This is a genomic window from Methylobacterium sp. UNC300MFChir4.1 (genome assembly GCF_900110155.1).
GTDB lineage: Bacteria > Pseudomonadota > Alphaproteobacteria > Rhizobiales > Beijerinckiaceae > Methylobacterium.
On the sequence record NZ_FOCS01000008.1, the window covers coordinates 1 to 13,129 of the forward strand.

7 protein-coding genes and 2 pseudogenes are annotated in these 13,129 nt (G+C 65.2%); 4 read left to right on the forward strand and 5 right to left on the reverse strand.

What is annotated here, in order from left to right; genetic code table 11:
* Positions 1-337, reverse strand: a 337-nt coding sequence (locus BMY19_RS30460; RefSeq protein ID WP_139215633.1) for an IS66-like element accessory protein TnpA, incomplete at its 3' end; no start/stop codon positions are given.
* 5 nt (positions 338-342) lie between these two features.
* A pseudogene (locus BMY19_RS12750) lies at positions 343-432 on the reverse strand (IS5/IS1182 family transposase); the annotation flags it as partial.
* A 100-nt stretch (positions 433-532) separates the two neighbouring features.
* Between BMY19_RS12750 and BMY19_RS12755 the strand changes: the two are divergent.
* The 4 genes from BMY19_RS12755 (at position 533) to BMY19_RS12765 (ending at position 5,333) form a co-directional block, all read left to right on the forward strand.
* A protein-coding gene (locus BMY19_RS12755) for an IS3 family transposase (RefSeq protein WP_100251945.1) occupies positions 533-1,770 on the forward strand; the annotation gives its coding sequence in 2 pieces (ribosomal slippage) (positions 533-893 and positions 893-1,770; 1,239 coding nt in all).
* 718 nt (positions 1,771-2,488) lie between these two features.
* The gene (locus BMY19_RS12760; RefSeq protein ID WP_100251946.1) at positions 2,489-4,021 is read left to right on the forward strand and encodes a flagellin N-terminal helical domain-containing protein; all 1,533 of its coding nucleotides are present in this window, start codon (positions 2,489-2,491) and stop codon (positions 4,019-4,021) included.
* Positions 4,022-4,148: 127 nt separating this feature from the next.
* Positions 4,149-4,469: a hypothetical protein gene (locus tag BMY19_RS30465; RefSeq protein WP_139215634.1), complete on the forward strand. Its 321-nt coding sequence runs from the start codon at positions 4,149-4,151 to the stop codon at positions 4,467-4,469.
* Between the two features lie 48 nt (positions 4,470-4,517).
* Complete coding sequence (locus BMY19_RS12765; protein WP_100251947.1) at positions 4,518-5,333, forward strand: IS5 family transposase; 816 nt, start codon at positions 4,518-4,520, stop codon at positions 5,331-5,333.
* A 478-nt stretch (positions 5,334-5,811) separates the two neighbouring features.
* Here BMY19_RS12765 and BMY19_RS31315 read toward each other — a convergent pair whose 3' ends face one another.
* The 3 genes and pseudogenes from BMY19_RS31315 to BMY19_RS30470 all read right to left on the reverse strand — a co-directional run.
* Positions 5,812-6,780, reverse strand: coding sequence for a hypothetical protein (locus tag BMY19_RS31315; protein WP_244534905.1), 969 nt, complete (start codon positions 6,778-6,780; stop codon positions 5,812-5,814).
* Between the two features lie 7 nt (positions 6,781-6,787).
* Positions 6,788-12,730, reverse strand: coding sequence for a DUF3320 domain-containing protein (locus BMY19_RS12775; protein WP_100251948.1), 5,943 nt, complete (start codon positions 12,728-12,730; stop codon positions 6,788-6,790).
* 186 nt (positions 12,731-12,916) lie between these two features.
* Positions 12,917-13,069: pseudogene (locus BMY19_RS30470) on the reverse strand (hypothetical protein); the annotation flags it as partial.
* Positions 13,070-13,129 lie beyond the last annotated feature (60 nt).

Genomic DNA, 13,129 nt, shown 5'->3' on the forward strand with positions numbered 1-13,129 from the left:
TGGGCTCGGGTGCGGTCACCGCCGGCACGAAAGCCGGCAGCGCGGCGGCGGCCTGGCGCGCCTCGCGTCGCCACGTGAACAGCTGCTGCGGCGTCAACCCGTGCCGGCGGGCCACCACCGACACCACCGCGCCCGGAACGAACGTCTCCTCCAGGATCCGCGCCCGGTCGTCCGCGCTCCAGCGCCTGCGGCCGACCGCGCCGTCGATCACCTCAAAACGCCGGACCGTCCCCTCCGGCTCAAGTCTACGGTCAAGTCGAGACACAAAACGATCCTCTCGTGGCGGATCGTCAAACTGCCCGGTCAGGTCGCCCCACAGAAGATGGGGCCGGAACATCGCTTACTGATCACGCGCCGATCGTCGACGCGCTCCTTGCCCCGCGTGTCCTTCGGCAAGGGCGGTGCGATCCTCGCAAACTGCCAGTCCGTCAGACAGGAAGGATCCTTCGGCCCCTCCCGCAGGAGCCGTATGAACTGCACCCCGTTTTGACCGGACAGGTGGCATAGCTCACGAAGGCATAGGCGTTGGCCTATGGGTAAGGCTATGTCATCCGATCCGACCGCCCCACCGGTGCACGGCGAGATCCTGACCGGCGTTCAGCGTCGACGGCGCTGGTCTACCACCGAGAAGATCCGCCTCGTCGAGGAGAGCCAGCAGCCCGGCTCGTCCGTGTCGTTCGTCGCCCGCCGCTACGGCATCTCGCCCAGCCTGCTGTTCTCGTGGAAGCGGCGCATGCTGGAGGGCGGCCATCAGGCCGTGCACGCCGACGAGGAGGTCGTCGGAACCAGCCGGGTTCGCGAGCTGGAGCGGCGCGTGCGCGACCTCGAACGCCTGCTCGGGCGCAAGACCATGGAGGTCGAGATCCTGAAGGAGGCGCTCGACCTCGCTCGCACAAAAAAACCGACCTCGCCGCTCAGCTCCTGGAGCGGTTCGACGGGCGGTTCGCGGTGAAGGCGGTCGCCGACACGCTCGGCGTGGCCCGCTCCCACCTGGCCGAGCGCCTGAGCCGCCCCGCCCAGCCGCGCGGTCCCTACCGCAAGCCCGAGGATGCGCAGCTGCTGCCGACGATCCGCGCGGTCGTCGATGCCCGCCCGAGCTACGGCTATCGCCGCGTCACCGCACTGGTGAACCGGGCACTGCACTCGCGCGGCGAGGCGAGCGTCAATGCCAAGCGGGTGCTGCGCATCCTGCGGGCGAACGGGCTCACCCTCGCGCCGCACACCGCCCGGCGGCCCGGCCGCACCCACGACGGCACCGTGGTGGCGTTGCGCTCGAACGTGCGCTGGTGCTCGGATCACCTCGAACTGCGCTGCCGGGACGGTGCGGTCGTCCGCGTGCTGTTTGCCATCGACGCGTGCGACCGTGAGATCATCGCGTGGTCGGCGACCACGACGGGCGTCTCGGCCGAGATGGTCTGCAACCTGATGATCGCCTGCTGCGAGCGCCGGTTCGGCGCGACGAAGACCCCGCACCCGGTCGAGTGGCTGTCCGACAACGGCTCCGCCTACATCGCCAAGGAGACAGCGCAAACGGCCGCCGCGCTCGGCCTACGGCTGCTGTTCACCCCGGTGCGTTCGCCGCAGAGCAACGGCATCGCGGAGGCGTTCGTGAAGACGCTCAAGCGCGACTATGCCCGCCTCGCTATCTTGGCCGACGCCGAGACCGTGATGCGGCTTCTGCCGGCTTGGTTCGAGGACTACAAAACGATCCACCCGCACTCCGGCCTGCGCATGCTCTCGCCCCGAGAGTACTTCAGCCGGACTGCCTAAACCCGCCCCGCTGCCTGTCCGGTCAAACAGGGTGCACTCCACCGTGAATTACACCTCAGCCATCCGCGCCACCTTTATGGGCCCGGGCGCTAGGTCCCCCACCGACGGTTTGCCCAGCTATGTCTTGCAATGATGCAGAAGCCGAAGGCATAGGGTGCGAAGTGCACGTCATTGGCCTTCAAGCAATCAGCGGTATCCTACTAAACGCCGCTGGCGGGGTCCGCCTACGGCTTGTGACTGAGAATTTGCGTACCGTCTTGGCAAGCCGCGCCGGTCGCTACCCAATCCGGATCAGCCGGTGGTGGCAATCGATGTCCATGTGGCGTTTGTAACGGCAGACCATCATCGTGAAGTCAACCCGCTTCGTACCGCCCTCCGCCGAATCAGCGGTTGACAACGTTGAGCGGACGGCGAGCTTCCAATCCGCCTCTTTCGGGACCACGTCGACGATCTATCTACCTGTATTCTCTGTATAATTTGCATTCTGACGAACGGTCACGCGATACATTTTTATATAAACTGTCCGATTGAAATCAATTTGCGACCACCATCTGTGAGAGGTGAAACTACAAATTCGAGATCGAGATTTTTATCAAATACTAGCGATTGCGTGAGCAGATTTTTACCAAATCCGCTTAACCGCTCGGTAGGATGTTCCGTGTCACACCGTGTCACCGCCCAGTAAGGTGGCTTGCTGATCTAGAACAAGGATCATTCGATGTCGTCCATCAATCTCGCCGCGAACGTTCGTCAGGGCCTGCTGTCGTTGCAGGATACGTCGTCGCTGCAGGCAATTACGACGCAGCATCTCGCGACCGGCAAGAAGGTCTCGAGCGCGCTGGACAACCCGGTCAACTTCTTCACGGCTGCCGGCTTGGATGGTCGTTCCAGTCAGCTGTCGGGCCTCCTCGACGGGATGTCCAATGGCATTCAGGTCATGCAGGCGGCGAACAAGGGCCTGACGTCGATCACCAGCGTGATTCAACAGCTGCAGTCGACCGTCAAGACCGCTCGGCAAGACTCGTCCTCGGTGACCCTCGGCGCGACGTTGTCGGTCGGGACGAACCAGGCGACAGCTGCCGGAAAGCAGCTCACGGTCGGGCTCTCCGGTGGTGTCAACGTCAATGTCGACCTTGCCACTACGAAGGCCGCAACGCTCACCGCCTCGGCCGTCCCGGCTGGTACCGGTGGCAGCGTGGGTACGGGTAAGGGCGGCGACATCCAGATTTCGTCGAGCAGCCTGAGCGGCGGCACGGTGAAGGTGACGCTGGCTGATGCCGATAAGGCTGACGATATTGTCACCAAGATCAACGCTGCGCTCGACAAGGACTCCAACGGTGCCAATGTGCGCGCATCGAAGGACGGCACCGGCAAAGTTGTCCTGACGGATTTCAACGGCAACGCCGTTAGTGCCACCGATGCCAGCAACAATACCGCCGGTACGACAGCCGCTGCCTTCGGCGCACCGGTGGCCGCAACCGGCGCGACGGCGGTCCTGACGACCGATCTCCTTCTCAAGTCGATTAACAACAACGCCGCGCTTTCCGGTAAAGTGACCGCTTCGAAAGACGCCAGCGGCAATCTTCAGCTTCAGAACGCCACCAGCAAAGACATTACTCTGACCGGCTTCACGGGTGCTAATCTCGATGGCGGCACGGCTACAAAGACACTGACAGCTGGAACTCCGTTCCTCAGCGCCACTCGGCAGAACGCGGCCAATCAGTTCAACAGCCTGCTCGACCAGCTGAACTCGATGGCCAAGGACGCCGGCTACAACGGTACCAACCTTCTGGCTGGCGATAAACTCAAGCTGAATTTCAATGAGAAGACCGGGAAGGACGCGAGCACTCTGAACGTGCAGACGCAGAATCCTGACGGTACGGCGTTCGGTGCACTGTCTTACACTTCGCTCGGGCTGTCGCAGGCCTCGACGAAGGCGGACGGAACCACGAACGATTTCACGAACAACGACAATCTCGACGCGATTACCGACTCGCTCACGAGTGCTCTCAGCACGATCCAGACGCAGTCGTCCCAGCTTGGTAGCGCCCTGTCGCTGACGCAGACACGTCAGGATTTCACCAAGCAGATCATCGACGTTCTGACGACCGGCTCGGGCAACTTGACGAACGCCGATATGAACCAGGAGGCTGCGAACTCGCAGGCGCTGTCTACCCGTCAGTCCCTCGGCATCTCGGCGCTGTCTCTTGCGAACACCGCGAACCAGGGCATCCTGCAGCTGCTGCGCTGATTGGATCGCTTTCGTCGGATTACGGCCGGGGGCAACCTCGGCCGTTTTCTGTTTAAGCTTCGTAAACCATCGGGCGCATATCATCGTAAGCCAGAATTTCCAAATTGTAGAATTGGGCGCTCCTTGTATGTCGACCATCGCACAGAGCGTTGAACGGGACGAGGGACCGCGCGTCGATACCGTTTCTCGGGCAATCCATGCCTTGGTCGATCAAGCCCACCGGGATGGCAGCCATCGACGCTTTGATGACGCGATCACGCGCTTGGCAAGCTTGGCGATGAACGCCACCGATTTGCTTAATCCATTCATCCTCGCACTCGATGAGCGTTTGGACAAAGGCGATTATTCAGGCGCTCTCCAGGTCGCACGCGCCATGGTTACCCACGAAGACAACTTGATGCGCTCAACTGCGGGACGCGCGGATCAGCGAGCGAGCGAGCGTCACTGAATTCGCTAGAGGCTGTTACGGACCTGCGGCTGCGCCAGTTTTGGCAGGATGCATTCCCGCCGTGCCTATCCGTCCGATGTCAGCGATGAAGAATGGGCGCTGGTCGCGCCTTACCTGACCTTGCTGCCTGAGACGGCCTCCCAGCGCGAGCATAGCCTGCGGGAGGTGTTCAATGGGCTGCGCTACGTGGTGCGATACGGCGTGGCTTGGCGTGCGATGCCCCACGATCTGCCGCCCTGGCACGCCGTGTACGATCAAGCCCAACGCTGGCTGAGGGCGGGCTGCTTCGAGACCTTGGTCCACGACCTGCGCGCCGTGCTGCGCCTGGCTTCGGGCCGGACCGAGGAACCTTCGGCCGTGGTCCTCGACAGCCGGACGCTGCGCTCGACGCCCGAGAGTGGTGCCCGCGCCGCTTGGGACGGACATAAGCGCACCCGGGGTTCGAAACTGCACGCGGCCGTCGATACGCTCGGTCAGGTCCTGGCCCTGCACGTCACGCCCGCCAATGCCGACGACCGCGCCGCCGTGGCGAGGTTGGCTGATGCCGTGCAGGAGGCGACCGGCGACAGCGTGAACCTCGCCTATGTCGATCAAGGCTACACCGGCGAGCGTGCGGCGAAGGCAGCAGCCGATCACGGCATCGCTCTGGAGGTCGTGAAGCTACCCGAGGCCAAGCGCGGTTTCGTGCTGCTGCCACGCAGATGGGTCGTCGAGCGTGCCTTCGCTTGGATGGCCCGCTTCCGCCGATTGGCTCGCGACTACGAGCGCCTGCCAGCCACTTTGGCCGGATTGCACCTCGTCGCCTTCAGCGTCCTGCTCCTCCGAAGGGCCGCCGACTACGCTGCAGTTCGTAACAGCCTCTAGGTTGCGGATGTCGGATGCAGCGGCGTGTCACCGAAGCACACCATGCCATGGCAGTCCAATAGGCGTCGTGGCTCACGAGCGATGGCCGCAAAACTTAGAATTGTCGCTCGCGTCGATCGGGGGTTGCGTGCCGGAAGAATGGCTAATATCCACGCGACCACCATCTCAGAAAATTTGGCCAATTGACCTGAAGGCTTACAGCCGTCGGACATTGTCCCCTCTCGCGCCAATCGCATCGACGCGGGTAGCTTCAATGTCGAGCGCTGCCGAGCTCGGCGCAGCATGATCCAACCTTCGAACGGTCTGCCGATTGGCAGTGACGCGACGCCCAATTACTGCCCGCCGGCTTCGGACGGAGGCCTCATCCGCCCAGGTGCGTCCGTGACGGGTGTCTGTGTTGCGGGGAGGCCAGGAACGGAGATTAGCTACCTCTCGCCCTGAGCCTCCCTCTCCACGCTCCCTCAAGGCCAACAGTGCGCTATCTCTGCTTGAAACCAACGACGATGCTGTTTTCGACCAAAACACGGTGTTTGAAGCGATTTTTCCCGGTCTGACCGTACTTCCAGGTTTCAGTCGTTCGGGTCTTGTAGACCTCACGATCACGTCCGACAGGGGATCCCCACGAATCGGTCAACATCTCTGCGGTCATGCCTTGCCACATCTCATAGGCCATGATCCGATCGACGATCGAAGCGTCGCCATACTTCGCCATCAAGCGCTCGTAGCGGCGCTTCCTGGCTCGGCGCTTGGCCGCCTCGCGCAACACGAAGACTCCGATCACCAGCGCGACGAACCCGCCGAGCGCGGACCCTCCACCTCCTGACTGATCCGTCGAGGTGGATTGCTGGGTCGAGTGGGCAGCCGGCGTGCTCATCGTCGGTGCAGTCGCAGGTGTAGGCGCGGGGGCCGCATTCGCTTGGCGGGCCCGTTGCCACATTGCGTCGACTTCGCGCTTCTCGCGCTCTTCAGTCTCGCGCTTGGCCTGCTCGGCGCTCTGATCGAAGGGCTTCGGTGCCGGCTGGGCCACCTGGAAGCCAGGGTTCGATTGTTGTGCAGCTGCAGCGCGTTCCGCGGCTTCCAAAGCGCGGCGCGCGAGTTCGGGACCGATCCGTTTTTGGATGGCCCGCACGAGGTCCTGGAGATAAGGCCCTTGGAAAAAGGCCTCGCCGTAGCCGGGATAGTAAACCTGGTCATGCGCCGCGATCATTGCGTCGACTTCGTCAGCGCATCGACGCATGGGCTGAGCTAGAGCGGCCCGGAGCTGGCCAGGCCTCGTCGCGCCCTCGATGCCGGGTTCGTTCAGGGTCTCACGTGCGATGCAGTCGGTCGCCTCTCGGATTGACGGCAAGACGAGCCGTCTACGCCGTGGATCGTCCTGAACACCTTGTGCGACCGCAGCCTCGAAGCTGCCGAGCAAAACTAGAGTCGTGACGATCCCGACGCGCATCCCCGTCTCACGACACGGCTGACTGGCGGGCGAGTTCGCTCGCCTTCTCGAACCGAGACCGCGCGGACGCTTCGATGCGTGACAGCCCGAGACGCTGACCGATCATCCTCGCGCGCTCCGCTTCAGAGGCGTTGGATGGCAGGGTCGTCGCGATCCCGACGAGTTCCGGCATGGGCGTGTCGGTGTGACTGCGGGCGGTCGCGTCGGCCGGTCGGTATGGATAGCTCGTCCTGGGCTCCTTGCCACGCGGCCATAGAAGGAGACGTCCCTCATCGTCGGTTCGCGCGATGGCCGCATCGATCTGGGCAGCAATGGCCTCTCGCACGAGAGGACCGACGCGCTGGAGGCCATGAGCGCGAGCGATGCGCCGAATAAGCAACTCCTCGTAGATCGGCCCTTCCACGACGAGGACATGGTCTACCATGGCGCTGAGAGCCGGGCGGTAGGAGGCATCGTAGAACCGGCCAGGTTCGACCGGCCGTTCCAAGTCATTCAGATTCGCGATTCTGTAGTCCCGCACGTCGTCATGAACTTCCGGTCTCGCGGCTGGCTGCATGATCGACGTGGCCTGATCCGCGTAGCGGCGCTGTGGGAGCGGCTCGTCGATGGGCTCCAGATCATTCGCCGGTTCGCTCGGCGTGTCCGCGACGGGGGAAGCGCTCTCGAGCTCCGGCGTCGGTTCATCGCCTCCGTGCTCGACCGCCTCGGGTTCAACAGCCACGTCGATGGGCGCTGCCGGCGCAGCCTTGGCGCGATCGGCTTCGAGGTCCTCGACCAGGCGCTGATTGAGCTTGGTGAGTGCGCCTTCGGCGTCCATCCACCACTCGGTACTCCAGACCCGGCGGATACGCCAACCGAGGTCGGTCAGCACGTGCTCGCGCAGGCGGTCGCGGTCCCGCGCGGTGGCCGAGCTATGGTAAGTCGCGCCATCGCACTCGACGCCGGCGAGGTAGCGGCCAGGGGCGTCGGGATGGACGATGCCGAGGTCGATCCGGAAGCCGGACACGCCGATCTGCGTGTGGACGGTCCAGCCCCTCGCTTCGAGCCCCGCCATGACCGCGGCCTCAAAGGGAGATTCGACATCGCCCCCCGTCGGCGCGAAGGCTTCGGCCAGCGCCCGCGCGCCGCGTTCGGCGAATTCGAGGAAGTGCTTGAAGTCTTTGACGCCTCGCGCCCGCGTGCGGCCGAGATCGATCTGCTCCGGCCTCATAGAGGCGAACACGACGAGTTCACGCCGGGCGCGGGTGATGGCGACGTTCAGGCGGCGGTGGCCGCCGTCCTTGTTGAGCGACGACACCGTGCTGACCGGACGCCCACTCTGATCCGGGCCGACCGCTACCGAGAAGATAATGGCGTCGCGCTCGTCGCCCTGCACGTTCTCAAGGTTCTTCACGAACACAGGCTCGTGCCAGCGGTCTTTGTCGAAAAAGGGCTCCAGGTCGGGATAGGACCGCCGCTGCTCGTCGAGAAGGTTCTCGATCAGGCGCTGCTGCTCGCCGTTGAACGTGACGACGCCAAGCGAGCGGCGCTCTTCTGCGAAGCTCGGGTCGCGCAGGCGACGCACGATGTCCGCGACGACGGCGCGGGCCTCAGGCCGGTTCACGCGGCCCGAACCTCGCTCGTAGACCCCATCCGGCACGAGGGTGAGCCGGACGGCCCGGTCGTCGGTCACGGGCGACGGAAAGGTCACGAGCCGGCCGCCGTAGTAGCGGCTGTTCGAGAACGCGATCAGGCTCTCGTGGCGGCTCCGGTAGTGCCAGTCGAGGTTTCTCCGGGGGATGTTGGCGGCGAGGCACTCGTCCAGAATGGACTCCTGGTCGGTGACGTCGCTGCCGTCCTCGATGTCATCGACGCCGCGATCGCCGACGTTGGTCGGCGGCAGCTGCTCGGGGTCCCCGACGATGACGACCTGCTTGGCTCGGGCGAGCGCGCCAATGGCGTCCCAGGGCGAGATCTGGGACGCTTCGTCGAAGATGACGACGTCGAACGGCTCTTTGTCCGGCGGCAGGTACTGCGCGATCGAGAGCGGGCTCATCATCACGCAGGGGGTGAGCTTGGTCAGGGCCGTCGGCATCCGACCGAACAGCTTCCGCAACGGCATGTGCGCCGTCTTCTTCGTCAGCTCGTGCGAGAGCGTTCCCCATTCTGGGTCGGCCCCGAAGGCGGTCGCTCCGGGGATGCCGCCGCCGAGGCGCGAGCGGACGACCTGCTTCGAGAGTTCGGTGACGCGGGCATCGGTGGCGCGGAAACGCTGGATCGCATCCTCATGCCGCTCGGGCAGGAAGCGCTGCAGCACCGGGTCGTCGCTGACGACGCGGTCGATCCACCAGCGCGCATAGGCGGCCTCAAAGGCCAGTTCCGCGCGGTCAGAGGCGACGCGGCCGTCCTCCAGGGCGTCAATCAGCGGTGTAAGACCGGTCTGACGCGCATTCTGGGCGGCGGACTGCCACGCGCACCACCCTTGGGCGCGTCCAAGCCCCGACGACCACCGTCGGACGAGCGCGAGGCTCTGTTCGATCCAGTCGGCATCGGCGGCCAACGGCTCCTCGGGATTGGCGCGCCCGGCCAGGACGCCGAGCGCTTTCATCGCGTCGTCTGCCCGGGACCGGTCCTCCGCGAAGGCGGCATAGCTCTGCGCGATGCGCCCACCGTCGGCCAGCGCACGGCCCTGCCGCTCGACGAGGTGCACGAGGTGATCGCGCAGGCCGTCGATCCCGAGCGACAAGGGGCCGAGGATGTCGAGTAGGTGGTCGACTTTCTCGGCCCAGGTGATCGCCGAAGTGAACTCAGAGGCTGCGCAGTCCGGATTGCTCCACGGTAGCCCGAGCCGAGCAAGGATCAACTCCTCCAGGCATCCGGCTTTAACGTGCTTGGCAACCTCGATCAGTCCCGTGAGATCCGGCCCGAGATCGGGTGGCAACGGGCCCTCGGCGTAGGGCTGAACCTGGGCGGACACCTTCTTCAGCTTGCCGCCCTTCACCAGGAAGTTCGCCCCTTGCGCGGCGACCCATTCGGCCAGCAACGCGCTCAGATTCTGATCGAGGATGCCTGGTCCGTACCGGCCGGTGAGCCGGCTGAGCAGCTGAGCTTTCGTCGTCTGAAAGCGCTCGCGTGCGGCGACGGCTCGGCGCAGGTCGCCAGCTTCGTCGGCGAGGAAGGCGGCTCCGCAGCGCGCCTCGGAGCGCACGAGATAGTTGCCGAGCACCACCAACCCGCGCGTGCCGGCATAGGTCGCCAGCAGGGAGGGTAGGCCGATCGCCTCGGCGAAGGTCTGCCCGCTGACTCGGAGCGCGCCGAGGGTCTGCTCGACGACTCGGATTGCGGCTCCCATGTCGTCGCGCCAGACCGGCGACCACCGGATGGCTTCAACACCATGGAGCGGGTGATCCACCAGCGTGCCGACGGAGGCGAGGACAGGGCGAAGCTCGCGGCAGGCCGTCCGCAGATTGGCGAGCGTCGTCTCGTCGTGGGCGAGGTGATCCGGCCATGTGAGGACGAGCGGGGGCTTCCCACCGCCGGTCGCGATGACGCGCCCGAAGGCCTCGTAGGCGGAAAGCCCGTTCTCGCGTCGCCGGTGCAGGGCGTGCACGAGGCCGTTCAGTTCCTCGCGTAGGCTCGCGAGTTCGCTTGTGGCCGCATCCCAGGTGCCCTGTGACGGCGTCGAGCGCTCGTGCCAGGCCCGGCGCAACTGGCCGAGGACAGCCGATTTCTGGGCCTTGGTCGAATGGACCTCCAGGCAGTAGTCGCCGAGGCCGATCTCCTGAAGGCGGCGCTGCACGACCTCTAGGGCGGCGGTCTTCTGCGAGACGAACAGCACGGTGCGCCCCTGCGCGAGGCACTGGGCGATCATGTTGCCGATCGTCTGGCTCTTGCCGGTCCCGGGCGGCCCGAACAGCACGAAGTCCTTGCCACCGGCGGCGGCGAGAACCGCCGAGAGCTGGGAGGAATCGGCCGACAGCGGCGCGAACACGGTCTCGGGCGGGTGCTCCCGGTCGAGGCGTGTTGGTTCCGGGAAGGGCGTACCGTCGCCGTAGGAGTGCTTGGGCGTGTCGATGAGGTGGCGCACGACGGGGTTGCGCTTCAGCACCTCCGCGCGGTCAACCAAGTCCTTCCACATCAGGTACTTCGTGAAGGAGAAAGCCGAGAGCACGACGTCCGGCACCACCTCCCAGCCGCGCAATTCCTTCACGTGCTGGCGGACGATCCGGAAGATGCCGTCGACGTCGTACCCGGAGCCGTCGCGAGGGAGATCCCCTTCCAACTCCGGCATCCGGAGCTTGAAGTCTTCGCGCAGCATCTCGAGCAGGGTCGGGTTGATCCGCACCTCCTCGTCGTGGAGGGCGAGCTTGAAGCCAGCCCGCACACTCGACCGCTTGAGGGTGACGGGGACGAGCAGAAGCGGGGCGCGATAGGCGGCTTCGCCCTCCTTTTTCGTCCATGACAGGAAGCCCACGGCGAGGAAGAGGATGTTGGCCCCGCCCTCCTCGAAGCCGTTGCGGGCGAGCCGATAGAGATCGAGCAGGCGACGCTCGAGATCGCCCTCGGTCGAGGTCGTGTAGATCTCCTTCCGCGCGAGCGCGGCCTCCAGGTAGGCGCGGCGGCCATCGTCATGATGGCGGCGGGCATAGAGGTCCGCGCTGCGCTCGTCGGATCCGGTCAGTACGTCCGAGAGTGGCTTCAGGCGATACTCAGTCCCTGCTGCGAGGCCGTCTTCCAGCGCCCCGGGCGAGACGCATTCGAGGCTGACGGAGCCCTTGCCGAGCTTGAAGTTCAGCAGCTTGTTCCGAAGCGTCAGGTCGAGAAGTTTGCGCTTCCAGCGTTCCACGCGGCCGACAGGCGTCTCGGGAGCTTCGTCGACCGGCGCGCGCGCTTCCTCTTCGAAGCTCGGCGGCGCGGACAGCGTCTGGTTCAGCGGGATCGTCGGCGCAGGCGCGATGCCGGTCGGCTTTCCCTCGCCGAGATCCATCGGACGGATCCCACGCCGACGGCAGCGCCGGACGTCGATGGCAATTTCCAGCGCCGCGGGGGCTTCGTCCTCGACTTGGACGCTGCCCTGGGTGGTCGCGACCTTGAACGTCGCCGGCGGATCGGGCGTGAGCAGGGTCGTCTCAACGAACACGAGATCCTGCAGGTCGCGCCGCTTGCGGAGCAACTGCATGTCGTCGACGGTCGCGCTGGCGAAGTCGTCGTCCTGCAGCCAGACGCCGACAAAGGCGTGTCCCACGGTGAGGACAAGCACGGGGTTCAGCCCGGCCTGCTCAAGGCAGGCGGCGTAGAGCAGCGAGAGATCGAGGCAGGTGCCGACCTTCCGCTCCAGCACGTCGCTCGGACCGCGGACCTTCTGGCCGGCCCGCTCGAAGCTCGCGGGCGGCAGGACGTAGGCGATCCGCCGGTCCGCGATCGCCGCCCAGATTGCCTCGGCTAACTCCCAAGCGCGGGACTTCTTGGCGGTCTTGTAGCCGTTCAGACCTGTCTCACGCCCGGCTTCACCGAGCTTGGTCGCGGTATCGCGTAGGACGACATCGACGGCGGGGTCGTTCGGGCGGACAAACGCAGCGAGAAGTTCGGGCGCGCTTCGGCCGCCACCCCAGTGCGAGGGCGGCAGGACCCGAAGCTCTTCGAGATGCCGAGCTCTCTCGCCGGCGGCATCCTCGACGATGACCGTCAGTTCGAGACGGCTTGCCTCGGTGAAGCCGGCGAGTAGGGCCGCATCGAGCCGAACGTCGGGCAATTCGATGTGGTGGTTCGATCCCGCTGGGATGCGATCGATGCGCAGCGTGAGCGGCTGCACGACAGCCGGCCGGCTCTCGATCCGCACGCGGACATCGGAAAGCTCCTGCTCGGACGTGTTCGCGACCACCACCTCGCGGATCACCGGAACCGCATTCTCGTGATACGCGAGACTGACGTGCTCCGTGACCGAGCACGTGATTTGGATACCGTCTTGCACGGCTTTCCCCCTGTCCTGAGCTGGACTGTATGGGGACAGCCTCAAGTAGCGCAAGGCCGGCGATACGCGGGCGACCCAGCCTAAATCGAGTACCTTAGGATTCCCGAGCAGCGAATGCCGCGGCGACTTGGTCCGCCCACCGAGTTCGTCAGCCCGGTCGTCATCGGCCTTCTCATGCGTGTCCGATCAGCATATAATTTTGAAGCCGGTCGGGGCCTCGGGCCACATCCACAGGAGGCGGTGGGCGAGGCCGTCGTCGGATTTCGTGACGACGTCGCGCAGCGGATCCGGTTGGACGCTGCCGATGACGCCGATGGACAGGCGCGGAATGCGCAAGCTCCGCCCGTCGCGCGTCTGCCCCTGGACGAAGTCTTAAATTTGGAATTGATGTGGCTGCTC